The sequence below is a fragment of the Ruegeria sp. SAZD013 genome, from assembly GCF_059612525.1.
Window position 1 is genome coordinate 433489 of sequence record NZ_JBXWQT010000020.1, and the last position, 26151, is coordinate 459639.

At 54.3% G+C, this 26151-nt stretch carries 23 protein-coding genes and 1 tRNA gene; 11 read left to right on the plus strand and 13 right to left on the minus strand.

All coding sequences use genetic code 11. The features are described from left to right. Positions 1 to 233 precede the first annotated feature (233 nt). Positions 234 to 1973: an adenylate/guanylate cyclase domain-containing protein gene (locus tag AC2FLU_RS08410; RefSeq protein WP_496811932.1), complete on the plus strand. Its 1740-nt coding sequence runs from the start codon at positions 234 to 236 to the stop codon at positions 1971 to 1973. A 108-nt stretch (positions 1974 to 2081) separates the two neighbouring features. Here the strand turns inward: AC2FLU_RS08410 and AC2FLU_RS08415 are convergent, their stop codons facing one another. Further along, a complete protein-coding gene (locus tag AC2FLU_RS08415; RefSeq protein ID WP_496808499.1) occupies positions 2082 to 3263 on the minus strand; it encodes an adenylate/guanylate cyclase domain-containing protein in 1182 nt (393 codons plus the stop codon). Between the two features lie 194 nt (positions 3264 to 3457). Here AC2FLU_RS08415 and AC2FLU_RS08420 point away from each other — a divergent pair, with 194 nt between their 5' ends. The 3 genes from AC2FLU_RS08420 (at position 3458) to AC2FLU_RS08430 (ending at position 6377) form a co-directional block, all read left to right on the plus strand. Continuing rightward, the gene (locus tag AC2FLU_RS08420) at positions 3458 to 4990 is read left to right on the plus strand and encodes a phospholipase D family protein (RefSeq protein ID WP_496811933.1); all 1533 of its coding nucleotides are present in this window, start codon (positions 3458 to 3460) and stop codon (positions 4988 to 4990) included. Positions 4991 to 5428: 438 nt separating this feature from the next. Then, positions 5429 to 5914, plus strand: a complete 486-nt coding sequence (locus AC2FLU_RS08425) for a DUF5681 domain-containing protein (protein ID WP_496808497.1) — start codon at positions 5429 to 5431, stop codon at positions 5912 to 5914. Further along, the gene (locus tag AC2FLU_RS08430) at positions 5907 to 6377 is read left to right on the plus strand and encodes a hypothetical protein (RefSeq protein ID WP_496811934.1); all 471 of its coding nucleotides are present in this window, start codon (positions 5907 to 5909) and stop codon (positions 6375 to 6377) included. Before AC2FLU_RS08425 ends, AC2FLU_RS08430 begins: the two co-directional genes overlap by 8 nt. Before the next feature lie 245 nt (positions 6378 to 6622). Here the strand turns inward: AC2FLU_RS08430 and AC2FLU_RS08435 are convergent, their stop codons facing one another. Both AC2FLU_RS08435 and AC2FLU_RS08440 read right to left on the minus strand, forming a co-directional pair. Then, on the minus strand, positions 6623 to 8149 hold the full coding sequence (locus AC2FLU_RS08435) for an amidase (protein ID WP_496808495.1): 1527 nt from the start codon (positions 8147 to 8149) through the stop codon (positions 6623 to 6625). Between the two features lie 346 nt (positions 8150 to 8495). Further along, the gene (locus AC2FLU_RS08440) at positions 8496 to 10442 is read right to left on the minus strand and encodes a DUF3604 domain-containing protein (RefSeq protein WP_496808494.1); all 1947 of its coding nucleotides are present in this window, start codon (positions 10440 to 10442) and stop codon (positions 8496 to 8498) included. Positions 10443 to 10695: 253 nt separating this feature from the next. Here AC2FLU_RS08440 and AC2FLU_RS08445 point away from each other — a divergent pair, with 253 nt between their 5' ends. Continuing rightward, entirely contained in the window at positions 10696 to 12132 is a 1437-nt protein-coding gene (locus tag AC2FLU_RS08445; protein ID WP_496811935.1) for an arylsulfatase, read from the plus strand. A 388-nt stretch (positions 12133 to 12520) separates the two neighbouring features. Here AC2FLU_RS08445 and AC2FLU_RS08450 read toward each other — a convergent pair. The 10 genes from AC2FLU_RS08450 to iscR form a co-directional block, all read right to left on the minus strand. Further along, positions 12521 to 12597, minus strand: a tRNA-Arg gene (locus AC2FLU_RS08450). A 77-nt stretch (positions 12598 to 12674) separates the two neighbouring features. Further along, positions 12675 to 13895: a cysteine desulfurase gene (locus AC2FLU_RS08455; RefSeq protein ID WP_480505150.1), complete on the minus strand. Its 1221-nt coding sequence runs from the start codon at positions 13893 to 13895 to the stop codon at positions 12675 to 12677. Positions 13896 to 13908: 13 nt separating this feature from the next. Then, positions 13909 to 14475, minus strand: coding sequence for a YIP1 family protein (locus AC2FLU_RS08460; RefSeq protein WP_496808492.1), 567 nt, complete (start codon positions 14473 to 14475; stop codon positions 13909 to 13911). After that, positions 14472 to 14957, minus strand: a complete 486-nt coding sequence (locus AC2FLU_RS08465) for a YIP1 family protein (protein ID WP_480472819.1) — start codon at positions 14955 to 14957, stop codon at positions 14472 to 14474. The genes AC2FLU_RS08460 and AC2FLU_RS08465 overlap by 4 nt, the downstream gene beginning before the upstream one ends. After that, the gene (gene sufD / locus AC2FLU_RS08470; protein WP_480472821.1) at positions 14957 to 16237 is read right to left on the minus strand and encodes a Fe-S cluster assembly protein SufD; all 1281 of its coding nucleotides are present in this window, start codon (positions 16235 to 16237) and stop codon (positions 14957 to 14959) included. The genes AC2FLU_RS08465 and sufD overlap by 1 nt, the downstream gene beginning before the upstream one ends. Then, positions 16237 to 16992 carry a Fe-S cluster assembly ATPase SufC gene (gene sufC / locus AC2FLU_RS08475; protein ID WP_480472823.1) on the minus strand — a complete coding sequence of 252 codons (756 nt, stop codon included), beginning with the start codon at positions 16990 to 16992 and terminating at the stop codon, positions 16237 to 16239. The genes sufD and sufC overlap by 1 nt, the downstream gene beginning before the upstream one ends. A 48-nt stretch (positions 16993 to 17040) precedes the next feature. Next, a complete protein-coding gene (locus AC2FLU_RS08480) occupies positions 17041 to 17244 on the minus strand; it encodes a hypothetical protein (RefSeq protein ID WP_480517060.1) in 204 nt (67 codons plus the stop codon). Next, positions 17244 to 18764, minus strand: a complete 1521-nt coding sequence (gene sufB, locus AC2FLU_RS08485) for a Fe-S cluster assembly protein SufB (protein WP_480472827.1) — start codon at positions 18762 to 18764, stop codon at positions 17244 to 17246. The genes AC2FLU_RS08480 and sufB overlap by 1 nt, the downstream gene beginning before the upstream one ends. Before the next feature lie 18 nt (positions 18765 to 18782). Further along, entirely contained in the window at positions 18783 to 19862 is a 1080-nt protein-coding gene (locus tag AC2FLU_RS08490) for a cysteine desulfurase family protein (RefSeq protein WP_496811936.1), read from the minus strand. A 51-nt stretch (positions 19863 to 19913) separates the two neighbouring features. Next, the gene (gene iscR, locus AC2FLU_RS08495) at positions 19914 to 20372 is read right to left on the minus strand and encodes a Fe-S cluster assembly transcriptional regulator IscR (protein WP_209596301.1); all 459 of its coding nucleotides are present in this window, start codon (positions 20370 to 20372) and stop codon (positions 19914 to 19916) included. A gap of 179 nt (positions 20373 to 20551) precedes the next feature. Here iscR and AC2FLU_RS08500 point away from each other — a divergent pair, with 179 nt between their 5' ends. From AC2FLU_RS08500 to AC2FLU_RS08525, 6 genes are all read left to right on the plus strand, one after another. After that, a complete protein-coding gene (locus AC2FLU_RS08500; RefSeq protein ID WP_170424714.1) occupies positions 20552 to 21205 on the plus strand; it encodes an alpha/beta hydrolase in 654 nt (217 codons plus the stop codon). Further along, a complete protein-coding gene (locus tag AC2FLU_RS08505; protein ID WP_480493134.1) occupies positions 21205 to 21450 on the plus strand; it encodes a hypothetical protein in 246 nt (81 codons plus the stop codon). Before AC2FLU_RS08500 ends, AC2FLU_RS08505 begins: the two co-directional genes overlap by 1 nt. After that, on the plus strand, positions 21447 to 22616 hold the full coding sequence (locus tag AC2FLU_RS08510) for an HD domain-containing protein (protein ID WP_480553533.1): 1170 nt from the start codon (positions 21447 to 21449) through the stop codon (positions 22614 to 22616). The genes AC2FLU_RS08505 and AC2FLU_RS08510 overlap by 4 nt, the downstream gene beginning before the upstream one ends. 362 nt (positions 22617 to 22978) lie before the next feature. Further along, the gene (locus AC2FLU_RS08515) at positions 22979 to 23314 is read left to right on the plus strand and encodes a DMT family transporter (RefSeq protein WP_496808490.1); all 336 of its coding nucleotides are present in this window, start codon (positions 22979 to 22981) and stop codon (positions 23312 to 23314) included. A 76-nt stretch (positions 23315 to 23390) separates the two neighbouring features. Then, positions 23391 to 25208: a translational GTPase TypA gene (gene typA, locus AC2FLU_RS08520; protein WP_480472835.1), complete on the plus strand. Its 1818-nt coding sequence runs from the start codon at positions 23391 to 23393 to the stop codon at positions 25206 to 25208. 301 nt (positions 25209 to 25509) lie between these two features. Continuing rightward, entirely contained in the window at positions 25510 to 26106 is a 597-nt protein-coding gene (locus AC2FLU_RS08525; RefSeq protein WP_496811937.1) for a hypothetical protein, read from the plus strand. Positions 26107 to 26151 lie beyond the last annotated feature (45 nt).

The following is a 26151-nucleotide window of genomic DNA, read 5'->3' on the forward strand; positions in this document are numbered from 1 at the left end:
TTTTGCGCGAACCCCGAGAGTAGAACTATCAGCCCGAACCGGACATTCGCATTTAGACTTTGCACATTCGACGGTGCGGACAAAGTGACCAAGGCGGGATAGCGGCCACAGCCCGACTTCGCCAAGCCTTGCCTTAGTTTTCTTTTTGCCAAAAGCGGCCGCTCCATCATCAACTGTACTGCATGGATTTTGCGCCCTTTCGGGTCTAACGTTGCCTTGTGGAGGAACGGAAATTGGACCGCAAGCTGACCGCCATACTTTCCGCCGATGTTGTTGGCTTTTCCAAACTGATGGAAGAAGACGAGGAAGGCACGCTGGGACGCTTGAAGTCACATCGACTGGAAACATTCGATCCGACGGTCAGCGAACATAACGGCCGTATTATCAAGTTGATGGGTGATGGTGCGCTGGTGGAGTTTGCCAGTGTCGTGGATGCTGTGAATTGTGCAATAGATGTCCAGTCTGCGCTGGCGCAGTGCGGTGGCCCAATCCGCCTGCGCATCGGGATCAATCTCGGTGATGTTATTATTGATGGGGACGACATCTATGGCGACGGTGTCAATATCGCTGCGCGGCTGGAAGCGTTGGCAGAACCCGGCGGCGTTTGCGTGTCCGACATTGTCCAACAAGCCGTGCGCATTAAAACCGGGCCGATCTTCAGAGATCTTGGTGAGCAAAATCTGAAGAACATTGCCCAATCGGTGAGAGCCTGGCATTGGTCCGCATCAAGTGAACAAGACTCCATCGAACCCATCGCCGACGGCAGCACGCAACCGGCATCCGAAAAACCATCGATTGCTGTTTTGCCTTTTGACAATATGAGCGGCGATCCCGAGCAGGAGTATTTTGCGGATGGGGTCAGCGAGGACATAATCACCGCGCTATCACGCATTCGATGGTTGTTTGTAATTGCCCGCAACTCAACGTTTGTTCACAAGGGCAAGGCGGTGGATGTGCGTCGGTTGGCGCAAGAGCTTGGCGTTCGTTACGTGCTTGAAGGCAGCGTCCGAAAAGCCGGAAACCGGGTTCGCATCACCACACAGCTGATTGATGCCGAAAGTTCCAATCACCTTTGGGCCAACCGTTATGATCGGGAGCTCGATGACATTTTTGCACTGCAAGACGAGATTACCGAGACAATCGTTGGCAGTATCGATTCAGAACTACGCGGCGCCGAGCAAGACCGGGCGAAGCATAAGCCAACTTCAAATCTCAACGCTTGGGATCTGTATCAACGGGGAAATTGGCATCTGAATCGCTTTACCAAGCAGGACAATGAAACGGCTCACCAGTTGTTTGAGACCGCTGCGCGGGCCGATCCGGATTTTGCCTTGGCGTACGCTGGCCAAGCTCTTGTGGGCGTCTCAGACGTCATAATGCGAATTGCCGACGAATCTTCCGATACAGTGGCGAACGCAATTCGATTAGCGAAACAAGCAAAGGCGTTGGATGACCGCGAAGCGCTGACCCATTACGCCCTCGGCCGGGCGTATTGTCTTGCCGGAGATACGGATTCCGGGATCGCCAGCCTGGAAAAGGCCATCACGCTCAATCCAAACTTTGCCCTTGCGCATCACGGCATGGCTTTCGCCCTGAAAGCTGGGGGGCGTGCGGAGGACTCGCTGGCTCATGTGGCGATGGCTATAAAATTAAGTCCCAACGATCCCCTATTGTGGACGTTCTATGTCAACAACGCATCGGCATACTATCAATTGAAAAACTACGAGCTTTCAGAACAATGGGCAGGCAAGGCTGCCAGAGAAAACGAGCGTGAATACTGGCCAAAATTGTTCCGTGCAGCGGCGCTGGCCCAACTGGACAAGATAGATGAAGCCCGCACAGCCGTTTCCAAAGCTCTTGCTCTAAAGCCCGAATTCTCGTTGTCATTCGTCGCCCAAAGCCTGCCTGGATACAATCAAGACTACTTTGAACATTTGGTAGAGGGGTTGCGAAAAGCCGGAGTGCCGCAGTGACCGTTTGGGGCAATCTACATTTTCTGCGATGAGCATGACTGATTGCTCGCAGCCCCAAGCGGACCTTCAAAATACAAAGAACGATTGAAGTCCTAACAAGAGAGAGCATCACTTTGCTTGATCAAAGAGACTGATAACGCGAAAAATCTGCACAGGGCTTCCGATGCCCTTCAGTTCCCGTTCCCCCAGTTCTTCGGTCTCCACATGTTGTTCTATGTCTAGAAGCGCCCGTTGGCTCAAAAGGATCTGCCCGTCGCTGGCAAAGTCGCAAAGCCTGGATGCGGTGTTCACAACTCCACCGATTGCGGTGTAGTCGGCGCGACCATGAAACCCGATAAGCCCAAGCGTCGCGTAACCACTACTGATCCCAATACCCAAACCCATCGCGTGCCCGAGTTTCTGCCAGGGTGCACGTATTCCCTCGAAGGCTTCGCTTATTTCTTTAGCCAGCCGCACGGCTTGCAGAACGGGCTGATCGCAGGGAACCGGATCATTGAAGAACACCATCAATCCGTCTCCGGCTCGGTATCCGATTGTTCCCTTGTGTTGTGCAACTAAATGGCCAACCTCATCGTGGAAATGCTGGAGAAGCGTAATGACATCTTCTGGCTCAATCGCCTCGGAAATCGCCGTGAAATTGCGGATGTCGCAGAATAGGCAAGCGATGTATTGACGATGAGTTTTAAGAAGCCCGTCAGAGTTTTCCTCTACGACAAGCTCCGCAACCTGAGGAGCAAGGAATTGTTTTAGTCGCCCCAGCCTGTCAATCTCGCCTTCCTGGCGCTTTACTTTCTCGGTCAGTTTTTCGTTCAATGCCTCTATTTCATGTGTCTGGTTGCGAACCGTGTGGTTCAAAGCATCAAGTATTAGGTTCTGGTTTAGCAAAGCCGCGATCACCAAAAGCACATAGGCGAGCGCTTCGACGCGTTCGTCATAACCGAAGTACAGAGTGACAATCAGGATGAGGGCAGCAATCCCACCGAGGACGAGTGGAAGCTCCTTGGCATGCCGTTTCCGATCTCTCCATAAGAAACTAACCGCCAACAATGCAAAAACCCACATGAGCACCGCTTGCACATGTGGGTTTATGGAAAGCGCTTCGTAGCCGACCAAATAGGTCAGCAAAATCCCGGAATAGCAAGTGGCCAAAGAAGCCAGAGCAGCCAAGACAGCTCCGATCCCGATTGGCATCGAAATTCTGAACTCCTCCGTTGCCACGCCGATACCGTCGGTCACAGCATGCGGCGAAGGTTCCGCGGCAGAGTCATTTCTGTGTTCAGGATCAGACATGGTTCTCGTTTGCGCTTGGCTGCTGGTAGAGTACGTTTGAATTGAGGTTGCGTCAAAATCACATACCTGCGTGGGGCAGTTGAGAGTTTCACCAAATCAACAACGACAAGCGAAACAACCTCATGCTTCACAGAACAAACTTGCAATCACCCGTCTCGGCGTAGTCACCTAGGATACGGGGATGGAGGAAGCTGATGACGCGATGGAAGTTTGTGGTTTGTGTTTGGTGTGCGCTGACTCTTGTTGCTTGCGCTCCAAAAACTCGCACTTATGAAAAGACGGTATCGGCCTCACTTCCGGCAAACTCGCGCACAGCTCTTAGTCAGGCAGCCAACCGGCTTGGCGATCCCAAAGACGGTCGGTCGGGGGTCAAGCTGATCAGTGACGGCGAAGAAGCGCTTGTTTCACGTTTGCTGTTAGCGGCTGCGGCTGAGCAAACGATAGACGCGCAATACTACCTGCTGCACAACGACCCAACGGGCCACCTTTTTGCAGCCAGTCTTTTGCAGGCGGCAGATCGGGGTGTTCGCATCCGATTGCTACTGGATGACATGGATACGTCCAGTTATGACGCGATGACGGCCGCGTTGGACAATCACAAAAATATTGAGATCAGGTTGTTCAATCCTTTTTGGCGAGATCAAAGCCTGTTGATCGCGGGGCTGACGGACTTCAAACGCATCAATCGCAGAATGCACAACAAGTCAATGACAGCAGACAACGTGTTCACGATTGTGGGTGGGAGAAACATCGGCGCCGAGTATTTTCTCGCACGGGAAGAAATGAACTATGCTGACCTGGATGTTCTGGCCGCAGGCCCGGTTGTTCGCGAGGTGTCGCGAAGCTTTGACTCTTACTGGAACAGCGAATTCGCCGTACCAGCTCGGGTGGTTGTTGGAGAACCTCAGGAATTTGACCTTGGTGATGCGCGAGTCAGGTTGAACGAACTGGTCGATGAAGCGAAGCAAACGCAGTATGGCGCGGCTCTCAGAAAGTCAGCACAAGAGAACTTCGCAGATGGTGCCCTGTCACTGGATTGGCTGCCTGCGAAGCTTTATGCTGATCCGCCGTCAAAAGCCGCCGGTATCGAGAACTCAGGTCCCGTTCTGGCATCTCAATTGCTTCCGTACTTTGAGAATGCCAGCAGTGAGGTGAACATCGTCTCTGCCTATTTTGTGCCGCGCAACAACGGTGTGAAATGGTTGACCGAATTGGAAAGCCGCGGCGTCGACGTAAAGGTTGTAACCAATTCACTTGCATCTAATGACGTCGCACCCGTCTACGCGCACTACGCCAAGAAACGCCGTGCACTTCTACGCGGTGGAGTAGAACTATATGAGCTGCGACCGGACGCCGATAAGATCCAACGCCGCGGTATCAATTGGGCGCAATCGAGGTCAGGTCTACATTCCAAGGCGTTTGCAGTTGATGACCGATACTTGTTCGTAGGGTCGTTCAACTGGGACCCGCGATCTGTCAACATCAACACCGAGATGGGAATTCTGATTGACTCGCCAGCATTGGCTACACAGACCATGGGTGCCTTGGACGACGCGCTACCTGCATACACATATAACGTGACGCTCGAGAAAGCTGGTCAGCTTAAATGGACGACAAGAGGCGATGACGGCACCGTAATTGAGTACCAATCCGAGCCGACGGGATCGGCCTGGGATCACATAGTTGCTGGATTTCTGAGTATTTTACCAATTGGTTCGCAGCTTTAGGTTTTTTGGCAGATAGCCGACACGACCAGAGAACTACGGCCTGTAAAACGGCAGCCTTGGGTAGAAAACGCCTGTTGATCGTTTCCAGCCTGTCATTTGGATTGTCCGATAGCAAGAATTTGCAAAGTCTGCTTTCTGTGCATAGCCGCCGTCGATTGATCGCGCAGCATCGGTCACTATGGGCTCCGATCGGTCATTCGCTGCAGGTCGGATGAATGACCGCTTTAAATGCTGTGATTAATGCAAGTGCATCGGGCGAGTGAACTCAAGATCACCGACAAGTGCTCAAAACTTCTTAGGAAAAAGCAACGGCTTTTGCTGAACACCATAAATTAAGAAACTTGGACAGTTGATATCTCAAGATCAATTTCAGCTATACGATTTGACTAAAGTTAGGTAAGCTAAGCTGACCTTTATGTCTAATGAAAGCCGTTAGCTGTGACCGTACCGAATTCGCAATCGCAGCCTGAAAAAACAGGTTCGAAACAGGCTGTGACTTCAAAAGCCGGAAAGTTTCCTAAGGGTAAGAGCGGAAATCCTAAGGGAAGACCCAAGGGCGCCCGCAACAAAGCTACACTGGCGGCCGAAGCAATGATGGATTGCGACGCCAAAGCTATTACGCAAAAAGCGATAGAGTTGGCAAAAGCAGGTGACATGACCGCAATACGGTTGTGCCTTGAGCGCATTTTGCCACCCCGAAAATGTCGCCCGCTTAAAGTCGTCCTGCCAAAGATAAACGGCCCTGAAGACATTTTGAATGCCGTGAATTTTGTACTAAAAGCAGTTGCTTCAGGTCAGATCACGACCGATGAAGCAGACGCGCTGCTGCGTTCCATAGAAGCCGCCCGAAAAGCTATTGAGACAGAACAACTTCATATTGAATTGGATGAGCTGCAATCAAGACTGGAATTGCTCGGTGGCTGATACCCCGAAAGGCAGGCTAGCAAGATATCGAAAGCATCTGGCCATACCCCGCGATATGTACCTTGCAGCAGTAGAGCGTCAGGAAGCCAGAGCATGGGCAAAATGGACAGACCCATCGAAAGACACAGAATTCAGAGAAGAACTGCAAGCGATTTATGATCGACTATCGGCTGAAGGCGCTCCTAACATAGGGGATAGGCCAAGATTTCCTCCCGTTCGCGATCCCGATCCGGCTCTTTTCGACGGTGAAGAAGAAATCCGAAAAGACGACATGATCATCGCCACCTACCTCACTGACAACCCAGCCGAACGCAAAAAGCCGATGGCGAGGGGCACAACTCATGACCAGTTGCTGGAGTTCTGGAAGAACAGTGCCGACGGACGCCGGTTTTTCCAACAACGAGATAGCTACATTTCTGAAGCCATAACACAGGCAAAAGCCAAAGTGCTGGGAGGCGCCTGATGCCCACTATTCTACCGCCAATTATCAAAATTGATCAATTTTGGGGGCCAATCGCTATTCAAAGTACATCAATGGGCTTGGGACCATGGCTCTGAAAGGGAAGTCGATTAAAACCGGCTGCGTTACGTCGGTGTCGCACATGTCGCCGTGTCGCACGCCGCGTTTGACCGCTGAGACTGTAAAGCGGACATCTGACAAAATCACTCAGATGACCGCATCGAGCCCAATGCGGACCTCGTTTATGGTCATACTGGAATAAACTTGGCGGAATATGGCGCCCAGTTTTCTTTCCATGGTCTGGCCTGTTCAAGTTCGTAAGATAGCTCGACAAGCGTGGCGTCGTTTCCGGCTGCTGCATGGAACATTGATCCAACCGGCATGTTTGTTTCAGAGGAGAATGAAAGCGGAAGTGAGATCGCGCAATCGCCCACGGCATTCACCGGGGAAGTCAGCGCCAGCAAATTCTCAAGAAGATGGGCTTTGAACGCGAAGTCGTCACGGTGGCTGACCGCACTCCGCTTCAATGTCTCGGAAGGGGAAGTGGCACTAAAGATAACGTCGTAGTTCGCAAAAACTGCCGCGAACTTGGCCGAAATGTCATTGAAATAATCCAACCCTTCCTGCCGTTGTTCCGTGGAATAGGACTGCCCCTCCAGCATCGTTGTTGCCGTCCAGTTGGACAGGAGCCCAGTATCAAGCGATGTCTGACCACTGGTGCCGCGCGCCAAAGAGAGCAGTGGCGCATACTTCGGCAAAAACGCATAGCGGAACATGCGAAGATACTCTGCTCCGTCGATCGGATGATCGATTACAGTGACTTCGTGCCCGAGTTCACGCAACAGTTCTGCTACGGCGTCCTGTGCCCGCACTATGGCAGCGACGGGCTCAACACCATTGGTGCCCATCCGGGCATACGCGACTTTCAGACGACGTTTCGATGGTCCTTCGATGAAACCGATCGGAGGAAAAAGACCGGCTTTGTCTTCGCAGACATCGATCAATGCAGCTGCATCGCGCACGGTTCGACAAATCGGGCCATTCGTCTTGAACGTATCATGGCTGCCGTCCTGTTCGCCTGACATCATCCGGCCCCGAGAGGGCTTGAAACCAATGACATTGCAGGCGCTTGCAGGAAGCCTGTTTGACCCACCGCCATCTGTGCCATGCACAAGCGGCACGATCCCGGCTGCAACAGCACAGGCCGCGCCGGAACTGGATGCATTGCACGAATAGTCAAGGTTCCAGGGATTGACCGCCATCCCGTAGAGTTCGCTGTCAAGACCGTTGGCGAACTCAGGGACAACGGTTGTTCCGATCATATTAAGCCCCGATGCTTCCAGAGCCTCGACATAGCCGACGGACTTCTGCGGAATATTCGTTGCCCAAAGCCGGGAGCCATCTGTCCGTCTGACGCCCCCGACATCAACCATGTCTTTAAGCATCGTTGGCACACCGGCGAAAAACGTATCCGGGGATATTTCCCGCGCTTTTTCCAGCGCGCGATCAAAGGTAGGTGTCGCCACACAATTGATTATGGGGTTCAGTGCTTCAATCCGGCGGATAACCCGCTCGACGAGTTCGACCGCAGAAATTTCCTTCTTTCTTACGAGTTGTGCTAGCCCGACTGCATCGAATTCGACGAGGTCGTCAAGTTGCCGCGTTCCGGCAAATGAAGAATTTGACGAAAGGCTCACACTGCCAAGAAAGGCACCTGTTGCCCCAACTGTTCCAAGGAATTTTCGGCGCGTCAGGCGTTTTTTGGGAAATGCCAAGGGATCGGCCTCCGGTTCATGATCGACGACAAACATCTGAACTGTTACATGCCGCACCGAAAATGTGAACCGAGGCAGCGACAAATGGAATATCCGTGAAGTCTGTGTTTTAAGGCTGAGTGCAGAAGAAAATAGCGCGACGGACGGGCTGCATGCTGGTCAATTGCTTTCTCGCTCCATGCACTATTTGCCTATGACCGCTTAGTCGGCATTGCGGTCGCTCGCGATATTCGGGCGAACGTCTGCACCGAGCCCTAAGCGGATGTTCGTATGAACACATTAGCCTAGTGTTGCTGCGACAGGAACTTCCGGGCTTTTAACGCAACGACGTCGGATTAGGTATATTTCAGTTCTCGGGCGTATACCAAATTGGCGAAGTGTACGCGCGTTCCTGCGTTGACGTCGGAACCTCCGCGGGAAGTTCGTCTCCGAACCGAACGGAGTCGTAAATTGTCCACCTCGGTGTAGGAATTTCCAAAACACGGGCATAGTAGAAAGCCCGCACTGAAGGATCGAACTCAGGGTCGGTCCAGACAGTGATCAGCTCTGGAGACCCTATGGAATTGGTAAATGTGCCCGTTGCAACATCCACGGTGTTCCCCACCGCTGGCAAGTTGCCGTCCGCATCGGGTTCTCGGTCTCCCGACCAAGCCACGTTATAGACCCGCTCTTCAGTTTCGCCGCTGGAATTTAACCAACCTTTCACAATCTGAACACGGTCGAGATTGCCGGAGAACGGATCTTTAAGCGCAGCAACCAAGAAGGTTGGGGCGTCCGCGCCTTGTGTCGCGTCCGCGAGGTCTCCACCCATCGGAACGCCTTTTTCATATCCTATTTCTGCGGGCAAACGAGACCTTGCATCAGCTTCCGTAAAATCCCAACCACCAAAGAAACGAACCGCGATGCGACTACCGGTTGTCCCGTAAACTTCTTTCCGTTCCATGGCGTCGAATATGGCTTCGCGTGTGTTATCCTCGGCCCAGACTGCTGCATAGCCAGAGGCTGCCATTTCCCACCCGAGAATCCTCAAGGCATCAAACTCGCCAACGACATGCTGCCAACGGCCAGGTTCCGGCTCGACGCCAGAGTGTTTGCCAAAGAAATTGTCTTCTTCCGCCGTGGCCAACGCCGTATGGCTGTCAGTCGAGCCCACTACTCCGAACTTGTATGGATTGGTGCCGAGCTGAGCCTCTAGTTTGAGACCGTTCTTCAAAGCCTCACGGGCATACTCGTATTGCAGCATCCAATCTTCTTTGGGTGTCGGACCCAGATTGGACTTATCCCAGGTTTCATAGTCCGCGAACTCATCGTTCGGGCTGAGAAACGGATGCGTTTCTCCGTCACCCTTGATTTGGGTGATCTCGTACATTGGTTCCCACTTCGCACGCCGTTCTGCGTAATCTTCTGTCAACGGTTCACCCGTTTCCGGGTTAGTTTCGACTGGAAACATTAGACCGTTAGAGACGTTGCCGTTGTGGGCAAGGGCGAGTACACGACCGCCAGTCTCTTGTTCATATGTTTCCATCCAGTCCCATAACCGTTCCGGATTAAAGGTTTCTGCGGTTGTGAAGGGCAGCATTTGCCGGGCGCGAATGGCATCATCTCGATAAATCACGTTACGGTGGAGGTTGTTGCCAGCTTCGGTGGACGTCCATTCGTACCCAATGAACGCAGTGAATGTGCCGGGGGCGTTGTGATGATCCGCAGTTTGTGTGAACTCGTCCCATACGGATTGTACGAACCTGCGATCTGCGACAGCCTCGGGAAGTGCCTCGCCGGTGATGCCAGCAAAGGTTTCAATGACTTCCATAGTGGCTCCAAGTGCAACGTCTCCGCCCGCGTTAAGCCGTTCGCTCCAGTCTCGGAGCGTTGCATCGCGCATCAGCGTGGAGTTTCCCGCGATGATTTCATTCATTGCACCCATGGCATCAGAATGATCGGATACAACAAGCCAGTCGAGCGGGCGCGACAGCTTCACGCGCAGGCCGTGCGATGTGGTGACTTCCTCACCACGTGCAAACCTGTATGCATCGTCGGGGCTCAGAATGACGCCAAATCCCCGCGCATCGAGCGAATTTGACGTGTGCAGGTGAGTGTCACCCCACAATGGGCGTGTAGGAAACTCTCGACCCGCATAAGGTGAGAAATCAGCAGGCGCGGGTTCACGCATATCATCAACTGATATGGTCATCTCTCCAACTTGCCCACCTTCTGCGGCCTCTTGAGCATGTGAAGAGCTTGTTATGAATGCTGCGGAAACTATTGCTGTTGATGTCGTCAGAAAAAACTTCATTTGAACCTCCCAGCCGAGCTGAATGCCAGCCCATGCCAACATCTGACGTGGCTGTTCGTCAAGGAAAACAACGGTTTTTCTTAGTTGGGAACAAGAGATCCCGGGGGAGGTTCGACTAATCCCGGACCACAGCTTCGCGAATAACATTGACGTTCAGCCGCTGTGCTAAAGTTCCGCTACAAATGGATGCTCTTGACGACTGGTGACTTGGTTCTTCAGTCTTGAATCCGTGATCTTGATTGGAGTCGTTGTTATGAAATGGTTATCGCGAACATTCCTACTGGCCTTAACTCTTCTATTTGCCACGGTTGCTTCTGCTCAAGATAAACCCAACATCGTATTCATATTTCTAGATAATTTTGGCTGGGGTGAGCCCGGTTTCAACGGTGGCGGCATTATCCGTGGCACAGCGACTCCCGAGATGGACGCCCTCGCTGCGGAAGGGTTACGACTCACAAACTTCAACGTGGAAAGCCAGTGCACGCCGTCCCGTGCAGCGACCATGACAGGACGATACGGTATCCGAAGCGGCAACCACACGGTCCCACTGGGCGGCGGCGTCTACGGCTTAACTCAGTGGGAAATCACAATGGCTGAGATGCTAAAGGATGTAGGATACAACACGGCCATGTACGGCAAGTGGCACCTTGGCTGGACCGAAGGACGCTATCCAACGAATCAAGGATTCGACGAATTTTACGGAGTTGAGACCACTGACGTTACAGTCTGGCGCACGCTTCCGGGATTTGCTGAAGCCAACTTGGAAGAGCCTGTTGTGATGCAGGGTGTTGCAGGCGAGCCAGCAACCATCGCGCGGGACTACGATCTGGATTATCGCGGCGAGATAGATGGCGAACTGACGAAAAAGGCTATCAACTTTATCGAAGCGAAGAGTGTCGAAGATGCGCCGTTTTTCATCTATCTTGCATATACGCAGACCCACTATCCAAATATCGCGTCCGAGGAGTTTGATGGCGCCACTGGAAACGGCGTCTGGGCCGACATTCTGCTTCAAACAGATAGCTATATCGGACGCATCGTTGATGCGATTGAAGCGGCAGGCGTTTCCGACGACACCGTGGTGATATTCACCGCTGACAACGGCCCCGAAGCTCTTCCGGTTGGAAATGCCAACGTCTCGCCGGTTCCTGCTGTACATGGTACAGCTGGGCCTTGGCGCGGCACTCTGTTCACCAGCCTCGAAGGAAGCATGCGTGTACCCTTTGCAATCAAGTGGCCGGGAAAGATCCCTGCCGGTTCAGAAAGCAACGATGTTGTCCACTCAATGGATCTCTATCCGACACTTGCGGCTTTTGCAGGGGGCAAGGTGCCTGAAGACAGGGCCTTTGATGGCATTGACCAGTCAAAGTTCTTTCTTGGTGCCCAACCAAACTCAAGCCGAGAAGGCGTGATCGTCTACATGGGTGAGCAGATATTCGGCGTAAAATGGAAGGACTGGAAAGTTCTGTTCAAAGAGAACACAACGGTTTTTGGAGCGACGGAGGCTTTCGACACACCAAGGGTCTACAACCTTTTGAATGATCCCCATGAGCGCGAAAGCGTGCTCTTCCCACACACATGGGCGGCCGAAAAGGCGCTGCCGCAGTTGCAGGAGCACATTGCAACCTTCGAGGAATACCCTCCAATCCCACCAGGAACGCCGGATCCCTACGAACCACCCAAAAACTGAACGGCGGCTTTGTCCGCGATGCAGACATAGCGATGATTTTGAAGAACGACCGCTTTATAGCGAAAGCTGCCTTTGCAGATGGAGTGCAGTTAAAGACCTAGCGCTCGGTTTTAGTGAACTTAAGTTCATCGGTTGTTTTAAGAAAACTGAACCTACAGCAGGAATTGAAAGCTGAGGTCGCAAATGTCGCCATGTCGCACCATGACGGAACTACATTCCAAAAAATTCAAATTTTGTGTGTTTGAACAATTGGTGTTGCGCACTCTTTAGATAAGAATATTCCAAGGTGTACCTAGGCGTTTCGACTTCAAAAGTGGGAATTGTAGTGGGAATGCGCTTTTTGAAAGGATATTTTTTAATTTAAAATCAATAATTTAATTGATTTAGCTGGCGCACCTGAGAGGATTCGAACCTCTGGCCTCTGCCTTCGGAGGGCAGCGCTCTATCCAGCTGAGCTACAGGTGCCTTGGCCGTTAGCTAACCTTGTTCCAATCCGGGTGCAACTGCAAATCGCGATTGCCGCACTCTTATCAAAACCAAAATCAGGCAAACAGATCATGCGCCAATTCAAGCGCTTCGATCAGTGTATCAACTTCATCGGTAGTGTTATAGAGACCAAAGCTGGCGCGGCATGTTGCAGTCACCCCCAGATGGTCCATCAGCGGCCCGGCACAGTGGTGACCGGCGCGAACCGCTACACCTTTCTTGTCGAGAATGGTTGAGACGTCGTGAGCATGGCCAGCACCGTCCAGCGTAAAGCTGAAAATCGCGGCCTTGTCCGGGCGAGTGCCTTGAACCTGCAACCAGTTCAGCCCAGTCAGACGTTGCATCGCGTAATCGCGCAAGCTGGATTCATGAGCTGCGATGTTTTCCATCCCCAGGTCCATCATATACTCCAGCGCCACGCCAAGACCGATGGTCTGTACGATCCCCGGCGTGCCGGCCTCGAACTTCATTGGCGGGTCATTATAGATGATCTGATCCTTGCTGACCTCTTTGATCATGTCGCCGCCACCGATAAAGGGGCGCATTTCGGCCATGCGTTTGGATTTGATGTAAATCGCACCTGACCCTGACGGCCCATAAAGCTTGTGGCCTGTGATCGCGTAGAAATCGCACCCTATTTCTTCGACATTTACCGGCATGTGAACGGCACCCTGACTGCCATCAACCAGAACCGGGACGCCCTTGGCGTGGGCACCATCAGTTATGGCTTTCACATCTACAACCGTACCCAGCACGTTCGAGCAGTGTGTCACTGCAACCAGCTTGGTTTTCGGTCCGATTGCATCGATTACCGCCTGCGGGTCAAGCCCGCCCTCTGCGTCGACGTCGACCCATTTCAGCACGACGCCCTGTCGTTCGCGCAGGAAATGCCAGGGTACGATGTTTGCATGGTGCTCCATCACACTCAGAACAATCTCATCGCCCGCTTCAAGTCGCGGCATAGCCCAGCCATAGGCGACCAGGTTGATCCCTTCGGTCGTACCAGAGTTCAGGACGATCTCATTCTCGTTCGATGCCCCCAGAAACCGCGCGATCGTGCCACGAACGGCCTCGTATTTCTCTGTCGCAAGATTGGACAGGAAATGCAGGCCACGATGGACATTTGAATACTCCTCGGCATAGGCCCGCGTCACCGCGTCAATGACCACCTGAGGTTTCTGAGCCGAAGCACCATTGTCGAGATACGTCAAAGGCTTGCCATTCACCTGACGCGACAAGATCGGAAAGTCAGAGCGGATTTTCTGCACATCATACATAAGAGAGGTATTCCTAGACGGGCCCGGTTGGGCTTAGAAACAGAACGAAGGGGATGGCGACAAGGGCTGACAACACAATTACCGCAAAGGATTTCCAGAGCGACCCGAGTTGATGCGCTTCGTTCAGAAAATGAAGCGTGACGTAAAGGCTCAGGATTGCTGTCGCCAACAATGTCATCATCATCAGGAACGGTAGGGTCAGGCTCAAGATCAGCGTCACGACCAAGGCGGCTATTTGCAGGAATTGCAACCAGATCGTCAAAACCATCAGATCATCGAACTTCGCCAGACCTCCAAGCATTCGCCCGACCAGCAGGAATGCGACGATGCTCAGCATCATGGCCCCGGCCGAGCGCACCAAAACCATGGGAATGCTTTCGAGCGCCGGAGAGGGTTGGCCTGCCGCCATTGTTATCGACAAACCTATTCCCAATTGGACAACGCAGTTCAAAACGACCGCCAGTGCAAATGCCAGCCAAAGCACTTCTCGCCCCAGCTTGAGCGCCATCAGCCGTCGCGCCGCTTCGGCCGGGTTCCTGATCGTCAGGACAGCCATATTTCCCAGAAAACTCGAATTCATGCGACGGACCTTTGCACTTGTCTGAGACCGGATACCCAGAACCAGACAAAAACAGCAACCCAGACAAGACCCACAATCGTCAATGTAGGCCCTGGTCCGATAAACCCGGCGACAAGGCCGTTCAGCAGAACCAGCGGTGCAGACGACAACAGCGCCCAGAACAGCGCCAGGCGCGCACCATAAGCGCTTCCCTGACCGCCAAACAAGCGCGCCGCCCAATGAGACACCAGTGCCAGCGTGTAAAAGACCAAGGGCAGAATGAACACGGATCCAAGCAGAGCACCACCCAAAAGCATGTTCAGCTCAACGCCTTCCAGATGCGCTTTGCGCGCAAGGCCAGGCATCTGGGCGATGAATGCCACCACACAAAACGCCATGACAAAGATCAGCGCCCGGTCTTCTCGTTGACCCATATCCAGAAGCCTGCGCACCACGCGCCCCGGCCCCTTGTACGTTGCCAGGATATCCGACGACAGGGCCATCAGCTTCGGCGCGCCAGCCACCCTTCCAGACGGCTTACGATTTCATCTGCCAATGTGCTGTCTTCGATCTCGTCCACTGCTTCGGCCAGGAATGCCAGCGTCAACATGTTGGTCGCGTCCTTGACCGGTACACCCCGTGACCGAAGATAGAACAACGCCGTATCGTCAATCGCACCCGAAGTTGAGCCATGGGAACACGCCACGTCATCGGCGTAGATCTCAAGTTCCGGTTTGGCGAGGAACTGGCTGTCATCATCCAAAAGCAGCGATTGACTGATTTGGTAGCCATCGGTTTTCTGGGCCCCTTGCTTTACAAGGATCTTGCCTTGAAACACTCCGGTCGCACCGTTGCGCAGCACTTTCTTAAAGACCTGACGGCTTTCGCAATTCACCGCGTCATGGGTGATGAACACCGTGTCATCATGGTGGAAATCACCATCCCCAACACAGGCCCCGGCCACATGCGCCACCGCATTGTCGCCAGTCAGTTCAACGACCTGTTCGTTACGGGTCAGCACCCCATTCGCCGTCAAGGTGAAGGACTTGTAGACCGACTCTGCCCCCAAACGCGTGAACATATGGGTCGCGGCGCGACGTTCATGGTCCCTGCCCTGCGCCCGCACATGATGCAGCGTCCCCTTGTCGGCAATTTCAATCTCTGTACATTTGTTGAAACGCGACGCCGCCGGGCCGGATTCAAGAATAGTCACCTCGGCCCCGCTTTCCACGCGAATGACGTGATGCAGGATCGCGTCGGATGTCGGCGAGGCATGACGATAGATCAGGTTGATCGGTTTGGAGGGTTTGCCCGTAACGTGAATGGCAACGCCGTCCGACGCAAAGGCCGTGTTCAATGCAGCCAACGGGCGTTGAACCGGGGACTGGCCGCGCGCTTCCAGAACGCCATACAGGTCTTTTGCCCAATGAATGTCTTTGCAGCAGATGTCTTCAATCCGGTCGATCTTGACACCGTCCAGCGACAGATCATCGGATTCCTCGGCGCTGAACACCCCGTCGACAAAAACAATTTTCAAACGGTCAAGGTCGTTGAAAAGCACCGGTTCATCATTGATAAACACCGCCGCAGGCAAAGCCTCGGCAGAAATCAGACTATCGGGTTGAGTGTATTTCCAATACTCATCCCGGCGCCCCGGCAGCCCGGATTCAAGAACACGCGCCAAAGCGTCTTCGCGTGCACCACGGGTGCAGCCCGCATCGGGCATGATCAACGTAGCCAGACGCGCCTCGGTTGCGGATTGTTTCGCTTGCGGCAAAGCCATCAGTTCACCTCGGCCAGAATGTCGGCATAACCGTTGTTTTCAACCTCAAGTGCCAGTTCAGGTCCGCCCGTCTTAACGATGCGACCATTGGCCATGATATGCACAACATCCGGTTTGATGTGATCCAGCAGGCGCTGATAATGCGTGATCACCAGGAACCCACGGCCTTCGTCCCGCAGGGCATTCACACCTTCGGCCACCAGTTTCATCGCGTCCACATCAAGGCCCGAGTCGGTTTCGTCCATGATGCACATCTTGGGTTCAAGCATGGCCATCTGCAGGATTTCGTTACGCTTTTTCTCACCGCCCGAAAAACCAACATTGACCGGGCGCTTGAGCATATCCGCGTCGATCTTTAGCGTCTTTGCTTTGGCACGCACCTCTTTCAGAAAGTCTGCGGCAGACAGTTCCTCTTCGCCACGGGCCTTGCGCTGCGCGTTTACCGCGGTGCGCAGGAACGTCATGTTGCCAACGCCGGGGATTTCAACCGGGTATTGGAAGGCCAGGAAAACACCTGCTGCCGCGCGCTCTTCCGGTTCCATCTCCAGCAGGTTCTGACCGTCCAGAGTGGCCGAACCTTCGGTCACTTCGTACCCGTCGCGCCCCGACAGAACATAGCTAAGGGTCGATTTGCCCGACCCGTTCGGACCCATGATCGCGTGTACCTTGCCAGCCTCGACCGTCAGGTCCACACCTTTGAGGATCTGCTTGTCTTCTTCTTCAAGCTGTACGTGCAGGTTTTTGATTTCCAGCATTTTTTGTCCTTTTGCGTATCGCAAGGGGCGTCTTGGCCCCGCATTGTTCTAGCCCAGTAATCTGCGGATCAGTCTGGCGAGGATCCAACCTAGGATCGCCCCGCCACCTACCGCCCAAACCGGGTTGATGAATTCCATGTAATGGGTGTTGACGTAGGCCACGCCAAGCAGCCCCCCCAGAACCGGCAATGCGTACCCAAGCCAGGTCAACACATCATCCTTACGGATGCGGGTTCTGGGTGACTGCGTCATCACCCAACCGACCCTTCAAGTGAGATGGCCACCAACTGCTGTGCTTCCATCGCAAACTCCATCGGAAGCGCCTGAAGCACGTCCTTGCAGAACCCGTTGACCACCAGGGCCACGGCTTCTTCCTCGTCCATGCCGCGCTGACGGCAGTAGAACAGCTGATCGTCATCCACTTTTGACGTCGTCGCCTCGTGCTCAACGCGGCTCGAGTTGTTCTTGACCTCGATATAGGGAACCGTATGTGCACCGCATTTGTCGCCGATCAGCAGACTGTCACACTGTGTGTAGTTCCGGCTGTCCTTGGCTTTCGGGTGCATCGACACAAGCCCACGATAGGTGTTCTGGGCCTTGCCCGCGCTGATGCCCTTGGACACGATGCGCGACTTGGTGTTCCTGCCCAGATGAATCATCTTGGTGCCGGTGTCGGCCTGTTGATAATTGTTGGCAATCGCGATCGAATAGAACTCACCCTGGCTTTCATTGCCGCGCAGGATGCAGGACGGGTATTTCCATGTCACGGCCGATCCGGTTTCCACCTGCGTCCACATCACCTTCGACCGGTCACCCCGGCAGTCGGCGCGTTTGGTCACGAAGTTATAGATACCGCCCTTGCCGTTTTCATCCCCCGGAAACCAGTTCTGAACAGTCGAGTATTTCACCTCGGCATCTTCTTCGACGATGATCTCGACCACGGCAGCATGCAGTTGTGCCGTGTCACGTTGGGGTGCAGTACAGCCTTCCAGATATGAGACGTACGAGCCCTTGTCAGCAATGATCAGGGTGCGTTCGAACTGACCGGTGTTCTCGGCGTTGATGCGGAAATACGTGCTTAGTTCCATCGGGCAGCGAACGCCCGGCGGGATGTAGACGAATGAGCCATCCGAGAATACAGCTGAATTCAACGTTGCATAGAAGTTGTCCGATACGGGAACCACGGTTCCCAGGTACTTCTTGACCAGCTCAGGATGCTCTTTGATTGCCTCAGAGATCGAGCAAAAGATCACGCCTGCCTTTTTCAGTTCGGCCTGAAAGGTGGTACCCACGGAAACCGAGTCAAACACTGCATCGACCGCAACCTTGCGGCCCTCGGCGGGAGCATCCTCAGCACCTTCGACACCAGCCAGAATCATCTGTTCTTTCAGAGGGATACCAAGCTTTTCGTAAGTGGCGAGCAGCTTTGGATCAACCTCATCCAGAGATTTGGGTTTCTCTTCCATCGATTTGGGGCGGGCATAGTAATACTGGTTCTGAAAATCGATTGGCGGATAGTGAACCATCGCCCATTTGGGCTCTTCCATTTTGGTCCAACGCTCGAACGCGGCCAAACGCCATTCGGTCATCCACTCAGGCTCATCGTTTTTCCCCGAGATCAGACGGACGATATCAGGGTTCACGCCTTTGGGGGCGTATTCCATCTCGATATCGGTATTCCAGCCATATTTATATGTGCCGACCTCACGAACCGCATCCACGGTTTCCTGATCGACACCTTCTTTCACCTGGGTCTGGTCCAAAGTGGCCATGACTTACCCTCCGTCAGATCACGCAGCCCGCGCGCGATGCTTTTTCTCTTTTTCAAGCCACGTTTCGGCGAAACGCAGCACATCTTCTTCCGTCGTCTCTGGCCCCAACGAAACGCGGATTGCGCATGAGGCCACCGTCTCATCAAATCCCATTGCCGTCAGAACCCGACTGGTTTTGACTTTGCCGCTGGAACAGGCGGATCCCGCACTGATGGCAAAGCCAGACAAGTCCATCTGCATCACCTGCGTTTCGCCTTTCCAGCCGGGCGTCGCGAAACACAGGGTATTCGGGAGTCGCTCCTGATTTTTCCCGACAAAAATAGTAGATATTGCACCAGCCTCAAGGGCGTTTTCTAGAATATTTCTAAGTTCTCTGACTTTTTCCCATACTCCATCAGCCAGATCGCGTTGAGCTGCCTCGGCAGCCGCGCCAAAACCGGCAATACCCACCACGTTTTCAGTGCCGGATCTTCGCCCCATCTCCTGACCGCCACCGCTGGCCAAAGGTTCGATATCGATACCTTGCCGCAAGATCAAAGCGCCAACACCTTTTGGCCCGCCAATCTTATGCGCCGACAGGATCGCCATATCTGCGCCACTCCAGGCAAAGGAAAACGGAATGCGTCCAACAACCTGCGTAATATCCAGCAACAGCCAGTCCGCGCGTCGCGCGCCATAGGGCCACTGGTTCCCTACTTTCTGTGGCGGCTGCGTGATGACTCCGGTCTCAGAGTTCGCAAGCCCCATCGCCAATATGTGTCCGGGGCCAAAGGGATGCTCGCTACAATGGGTCAGATCGAAATGCGACCACAGCGCATCGTGGGCGGTGCTGTCGACAAAGACGTCGCAGCCTTCGGGGCGGTTTTGCAGAACCCGCGCTGCTTCGGTCGCGCCAGAGGTAAATATGACCTCTGGCGGACGGCAACCGACGGCCTCGGCGACCTGCGCCCGCGCGCGTTCGATTAACGCTTTTGCGGCACGCCCTTCTGCATGAACAGATGACGGGTTCCCGACCACATCCATCGCCGCGATCATCGCCTCGCGTGCTTCGGGTCGCAGCGGTGCGGTCGCATTATGATCCAGATAAACACGTTTCATGGATACATCTTTTCTCGCACAGTAGTCATATGCATGTTCGACTTGCCCAGCTCATTCATCGACGACGGAAAACAGGCTTGGAACTGCCGGGCAAGGCGCAAGGTCATTCCTGATCACATCCGACAGACGCGTCTGGTGCAAAAAGACATAAACATGCGCGCTCAGGCTTTCCCACAAACGGTTCGTCAGGGATTGCGCCCTGCTGCCCGATGACGCACCGGATGCTCCGGCCCCTTTTTGCAGGGCATCAACCGTCTCATCCACGGCCGCAAGAACCTCGACCACGCGAATCTCGGACGCGGGACGTGCAAGACGATACCCCCCTCCGGGCCCACGGACAGATGCAACCAGTTCCGCGCGACGCAGCTTGACGAAGAGCTGTTCAAGATACGGCAGAGAAATGTCCTGCCGTTCCGAGATTTCGCCCAGGGTTACCAGCCGATCTGTCGGCTGAAGTGCAATATCCGCCAAAGCGACCATTGCGTAACGCCCTTTGGTCGAAAGCTTCATTCTCTGCCCCCTTTTAGACGGATCTGCGCGAAATCATTGACGCCGACGCTGCCAGTGCGTATCTCCGACTGGCAACGCGATTGCGCCAAGCAATGTAATTAGAACCGTTCTAAGGTGTCCGACGATTATAGTCAAGTATATCCGGATGCCCGCACGAAAATGACAGGACCAAAGCACACATGCCCGAGGTGATTTTTCCCGGACCCGAAGGCCGCCTGGAAGGCCGCTACCACCCGCAAAAGGAAAAAGACGCACCGATCGCCATCGTGCTTCACCCGCATCCTCAGTTCGGCGGGACCATGAACAACAAGGTGGTCTATAACCTGCACTATGCCTTTTACAACATGGGCTTCACAGTACTGCGTTTTAACTTCCGCGGCGTCGGGCGCAGTCAGGGCGAATATGATCAAGGTGTTGGCGAGCTGAGCGATGCGGCATCTGCGCTGGATTACCTGCAATCCATGAACAACAATTCGAAACACTGTTGGGTTGCGGGCTTTTCGTTTGGGGCGTGGATCGGAATGCAGTTGCTGATGCGCCGCCCCGAAATCACGGGTTTCATCAGCGTATCGCCGCCTGCCAACATGTATGACTTTTCCTTCCTTGCGCCCTGCCCGTCTTCGGGCCTGATCATCAACGGATCGGCTGACCGTGTGGCACCACCAGCGGACACCACTGCGCTGGTCAACAAACTGCACGAGCAAAAAGGGATCACGATCACCCATAACGAGGTTGAGGGCGCGGATCATTTCTTCCAGGATCGCCACATGGACACGCTGATCACAGATGTCAGCGACTATGTGAAACGTCGGCTGACCGAGAACACCCGCTAATGTCCGACACCATCACATCGCTTGCGGCCAAACTGGCCGAAGATACGATGAAGGTTATGGACGAAACCGGCGAAGACCGGTTCTTTGTAGAAGTGGGTCAGGTTCTTGGTGCGGCGTCTCAATCTTTGGAAGAGGCATTCCTGACGGAAATTCGCGTGCGTCTGGCCGAACGCAAGGCACGACAATTCGTGATCAAGCGCCTCGCCGCGCATCGCGCGAAACTCAAGGCGATCGAAAAGCAATGACCGACCGCCTTGTTGCGCAGGTCGCGTTTCTGAAACGGGCCGACAGTCTGAAACTGGTCGAGCGGGCAAATGTCCTGCTTGACCAATCGAGGCCCGAAAACTCCGCCGAACACAGCTGGCACTTGGCATTGTGGGCAATGGTCATGGCACCACTGGCCGGGCCGGACATCTCGGTCGACCGGGTCATCCGCATGTTGCTGCTGCATGATCTGGTTGAGATCGTGACAGGTGATCACCCGATTCACCTCGACACGGATTGGGGCAACGTGGCTGAGGCTGAACAGGCCGCCGCACAGGAATTGTTTGGCCTGTTGCCCGACGAACAAGCACAGGAATTTCTTTCGCTCTGGCATGAGTTTGAGGCGGATCAGACCCCGGATGCCCGGTTTGCCAAGATTCTGGATCGCTGCCAACCGCTGTTTCAGGTTCTGTGCGCCACCGACCCGCGGCAGGATCATGTAGAAATTGCGCGTTCGAACCTAGCGGACGGACGCGCATCGTATCTGGCCCTTGCGTTTCCACTGGCCCACCAACATGCCACAAACCTCTTGAATAACTCGACCCCTCAGGATGACGCATTCACGAGAAGATTGGCGTTTCTTACAGAAGCGGACCAGTTGAAATCCGTTCTGCGCGCGTCACGCCTGATGGCCAGCGACCGGTTCGAAAACTCGGCGGAACATTCTTGGCATGTCATGCTCTATGCCTGGGTATTGGCGGAATACGCGCATTCGGATGTTCAGTTGGACCGAATACTACAGATGTTGCTTTTGCACGATGTTGTCGAAATCGACGCGGGCGACCACCCGATCCACGGTCATGTCGACCACGCGGAACAGGAAGCCAAGGAACAGGCCGCCGCCAAACGATTGTTTGGCCTTCTGCCTGACTGTCAACACCGGTCATTTACTGAACTATGGCACGAGTTTGAGGCGGCTGAGACCACAGAAGCCAGATTTGCAAAGGCTGTTGATCGTTTTCAGACACCCATAGCAAATCTGGAAACAGGTGGCGGGTCATGGGTCGAATACAGCGTTAAATTCGATCAGATTGTTACGCGTGTCCGACCCGCAATTGCAGCGGGAGCGCCTCAGCTGTGGGACTGGCTGCAACCCCAACTGGTTGCGCATTTTGAATACTGTGAAACACGCGACCCTCAGGCATAAAAAAAGGAGCCTGAAGGCTCCTTTTTTCTTGCTTGGTTTCTAGCGGCGTTCAAAAAACACTACTACCATCAAACTGTTGAACCAAGTTGGCTGCATTCACTTCGACGGACCCCCCGTCAGCAAGCCACCCAATCGCCACTATCAGAGCCGAAGCAAATATGATTGATTTCGCAAATAACGTCATCGCTCAAAACTCGTTAACAAAATTAAAAAATATGGGGCAAATATTACATTCATTCGATTGAAAAAACAGTCAGGTATACCTGACCCAAGGTAATCTTGTAGACTGCAAGGCGGTCGACGTATTTCACTCACGCAAATCGCCATCTAGCCACCCGACCCACCCTTTTCGAGGTACTCAAATGCCCCAAGCCTATCTGTATTTGTTGCTGGCTGTGCTGGCAGAAACCATTGGCACGACGGCCTTGCAAGCCAGCCAGCAGTTTTCGCGGTTCTGGCCATCCGTGATTGTTGTCGTTGGGTATGCGTTTGCATTTTACCTCATGGCGCTGACGCTGAAGGTCATGCCTGTCGGTATCGTTTATGCAATCTGGTCCGGTCTCGGTATATTCCTGATCGCCGTAATCGGATTCATCGTGTTCGACCAAAGGCTGGATTGGCCTGCGATCCTGGGGTTGACGTTGATCTTGTCCGGAATCCTGATCATTCACCTCTTTTCAAAGACTGCCGGACACTGAACCACGGTTAGGGCTGGTATATTTTGCCGCGCCACGTTATGCGCGCGGCAACTTCCCGTTCAAAGGCTGACCTCTCATGGACCTGCGCAACATCGCAATCATCGCTCACGTGGACCACGGCAAAACGACCTTGGTCGACGAGCTGCTCAAACAATCCGGTGCTTTCCGGGAAAATCAGGCCGTCGCGGAACGTGCCATGGACAGTAACGACCTGGAGCGTGAACGCGGCATCACCATCCTGGCAAAGGCCACGTCGGTCGAGTGGAAAGACACACGCATCAATATCGTCGACACCCCTGGTCACGCCGATTTCGGAGGCGAGGTCGAGCGCATCCTCAGCATGGTCGACGGTGTTGTTCTGTTGGTGGACGCCGCAGAAGGCCCGATGCCCCAGACCAAGTTTGTAACGTCCAAGGCACTGGCGCTGGGCTTGCGTCCGATCGTAGTCCTGAACAAGGTCGACAAGCCGGACGCCGAACCTGACCGCGCACTGGACGAATGCTTTGACCTGTTCGCCAATCTCGGTGCGGATGACGACCAGTTGGATTTCCCTTCAATGTACGCCTCGGGCCGTTCTGGCTGGGCGGATATGGAGCTGGACGGCCCCCGCAAGGACTTGAGCGCACTATTCGACTTGATCGTCGATCATGTCCCTGCCCCGAAACAGATCGAACACAAAAATGAACCCTTCCGGATGCTGGCCACGACGCTGGGAAGCGATCCCTTCATCGGCCGTATCCTGACTGGCCGCGTCGAAAGCGGAACGCTGAAGGCTGGCGACAGCCTCAAGGCGCTTAGCCGCGATGGTTCGGTCATCGAAAACTTCCGTGCCACGAAAATCCTGGCGTTCCGGGGCCTGGGTCAACAGCCCATTGACGTGGCCGAAGCAGGCGACATCGTGACCATCGCTGGCATGAGCAAAGCCACCGTAGCGGATTCGCTGGTAGCCCCTCAGGTCACAGAGGCCCTGCCCGCGCAGCCCATCGATCCGCCGACCATCACCGTGACCTTCGGTATCAATGATTCTCCGTTGGCGGGCCGTGATGGCAAAAAAGTTCAATCACGCGTCATTCGAGACCGCCTGATGAAGGAAGCCGAATCGAACGTCGCCATCCGTGTCACCGACACCCCGGGCGGTGAGGCGTTCGAGGTTGCGGGCCGCGGCGAGCTGCAAATGGGCGTTCTGATCGAGAACATGCGCCGAGAAGGCTTTGAACTCAGCATCTCGCGCCCTCAGGTTCTGTTCCGTGAGGAAGACGGGCAGCGGCTTGAGCCCATCGAAGAAGTCACCATTGACGTGGATGACGAATATTCTGGTTCCGTTATTGAGAAGGTTACCGGCGCGCGTAAGGGTGAACTGGTCGAGATGCGCCCGGCCGGTACGGGCAAGACGCGGATCATCGCCCATGTCCCGTCCCGTGGTCTGATTGGTTACCACGGAGAATTCCTGACCGACACGCGCGGTACCGGTGTACTGAACCGTGTGTTCCATGACTGGGCGCCACATAAAGGGCAAATTCCGGGCCGTCGCGCAGGCGTTCTGATCTCGATGGAGAAGGGTCAGGCTGTGGCTTATGCGCTGTGGAACCTGGAAGAGCGTGGCCGCATGTTTGTTGGTCCGCAAACAGACGTGTATCAGGGTATGGTGATCGGCGAACACTCACGCGACAACGATCTGGAAGTGAACCCTCTTAAAGGCAAGAAGCTGACAAACGTGCGCGCCAGTGGAACCGACGACGCGGTCCGCTTGACGCCGCATATCCAGTTCTCACTGGAGGAGGCAATTGCCTATATCGACGATGATGAACTGGTGGAAGTCACACCAAACGCGGTGCGGCTGCGGAAGCGTTTTCTTGACCCGCACGAGCGTAAGCGAATGGCCAAATCTGCCTAGAACACCCTCAGGTTGCAAACTGACCAAACGGAAACAATGGCATTAGTGTGGCAAATTTGCTTCCAATTCGACAAAAGACGAAATCAGAAAAACCGGGCCCACTGCCCGGTTTTTATTTGAAAAATAACAGTTTTCTCCATATGGTTGAAGGCTTCTGACACAAGCCTCATCAACAAGATATTGTAGGTGCCCTCAAATTATGGTCAAAGCACGTCAGAAGTGTGACGCCCTTCACAAACACCGATACGAGAATGGTGCATAGAAGGACATAGTTTAGTTATCGAGTTCCAAGGAGTTCAAAATGGGTAATAGAGCTCGCAAGTTTCCACTGTTTTTTATTGCGACAACTTTTCTGCTTTCACCTGCCGGTGAAACCTTTGCCGCTGGGACATGTACGGTTGCAACAGCACGGCAATCCGCTGCGTCCGCTCAGGTTTTGTGCGAATGCGATGCTGTGACATCCGGCATGATCCGCTACATTCAACGTCGGCATGACTTCGATCAGATCCTGGCGCGCGTCGGTGCAGAATGCGCCCCGCTGGCAGGCCTGCTAAGTGACTTCCCGACCGCATCAATCGGTGTCTCAGACCAGAGATCCGGGGACGGACCTTCCCAGGAAAACGGCACGCCCCCCAATGGCGGCGGCGGTAATCCAACCGGTGGTGAAGAACCCGGTGGCGAAGAGCCCGGTGGTGAAGAGCCCGGTGGTGAAGAGCCCGGTGGTGAAGAGCCCGGTGGCGAAGAGCCCGGTGGTGAAGAGCCCGGTGGCGAAGAGCCCGGTGGCGAAGAGCCCGGTGGCGAAGAGCCCGGTGGCGAAGAGCCCGGTGGCGAAGAGCACGGTGGCGAAGAGCACGGTGGCGAAGAGCACGGTGGCGAAGAGCACGAAGAAGACCGATAGAGACGAAATCGAGTATCAGCGAACCGGGCCTAGGAAAGCGGAGCG

Excerpts from the sequence above, each read along its gene's own strand:
- AC2FLU_RS08415 (WP_496808499.1), bottom strand. The coding sequence starts at position 3,263 with ATGTCTGATCCTGAACACAGAAATGACTCTGCCGCGGAACCTTCGCCG.
- AC2FLU_RS08440 (WP_496808494.1), bottom strand. The coding sequence starts at position 10,442 with ATGAAGTTTTTTCTGACGACATCAACAGCAATAGTTTCCGCAGCATTC.
- iscR (WP_209596301.1), bottom strand. The coding sequence starts at position 20,372 with ATGAAGCTTTCGACCAAAGGGCGTTACGCAATGGTCGCTTTGGCGGAT.
- sufC (WP_480472823.1), bottom strand. The coding sequence starts at position 16,992 with ATGCTGGAAATCAAAAACCTGCACGTACAGCTTGAAGAAGAAGACAAG.
- AC2FLU_RS08420 (WP_496811933.1), top strand. The coding sequence starts at position 3,458 with ATGACGCGATGGAAGTTTGTGGTTTGTGTTTGGTGTGCGCTGACTCTT.
- sufB (WP_480472827.1), bottom strand. The coding sequence starts at position 18,764 with ATGGCCACTTTGGACCAGACCCAGGTGAAAGAAGGTGTCGATCAGGAA.
- AC2FLU_RS08445 (WP_496811935.1), top strand. The coding sequence starts at position 10,696 with ATGAAATGGTTATCGCGAACATTCCTACTGGCCTTAACTCTTCTATTT.
- typA (WP_480472835.1), top strand. The coding sequence starts at position 23,391 with ATGGACCTGCGCAACATCGCAATCATCGCTCACGTGGACCACGGCAAA.
- AC2FLU_RS08500 (WP_170424714.1), top strand. The coding sequence starts at position 20,552 with ATGCCCGAGGTGATTTTTCCCGGACCCGAAGGCCGCCTGGAAGGCCGC.
- AC2FLU_RS08465 (WP_480472819.1), bottom strand. The coding sequence starts at position 14,957 with ATGGCCCTGTCGTCGGATATCCTGGCAACGTACAAGGGGCCGGGGCGC.
- AC2FLU_RS08525 (WP_496811937.1), top strand. The coding sequence starts at position 25,510 with ATGGGTAATAGAGCTCGCAAGTTTCCACTGTTTTTTATTGCGACAACT.
- AC2FLU_RS08515 (WP_496808490.1), top strand. The coding sequence starts at position 22,979 with ATGCCCCAAGCCTATCTGTATTTGTTGCTGGCTGTGCTGGCAGAAACC.
- AC2FLU_RS08460 (WP_496808492.1), bottom strand. The coding sequence starts at position 14,475 with ATGAATTCGAGTTTTCTGGGAAATATGGCTGTCCTGACGATCAGGAAC.
- sufD (WP_480472821.1), bottom strand. The coding sequence starts at position 16,237 with ATGGCTTTGCCGCAAGCGAAACAATCCGCAACCGAGGCGCGTCTGGCT.
- AC2FLU_RS08510 (WP_480553533.1), top strand. The coding sequence starts at position 21,447 with ATGACCGACCGCCTTGTTGCGCAGGTCGCGTTTCTGAAACGGGCCGAC.
- AC2FLU_RS08505 (WP_480493134.1), top strand. The coding sequence starts at position 21,205 with ATGTCCGACACCATCACATCGCTTGCGGCCAAACTGGCCGAAGATACG.
- AC2FLU_RS08455 (WP_480505150.1), bottom strand. The coding sequence starts at position 13,895 with ATGTATGATGTGCAGAAAATCCGCTCTGACTTTCCGATCTTGTCGCGT.
- AC2FLU_RS08490 (WP_496811936.1), bottom strand. The coding sequence starts at position 19,862 with ATGAAACGTGTTTATCTGGATCATAATGCGACCGCACCGCTGCGACCC.
- AC2FLU_RS08480 (WP_480517060.1), bottom strand. The coding sequence starts at position 17,244 with ATGACGCAGTCACCCAGAACCCGCATCCGTAAGGATGATGTGTTGACC.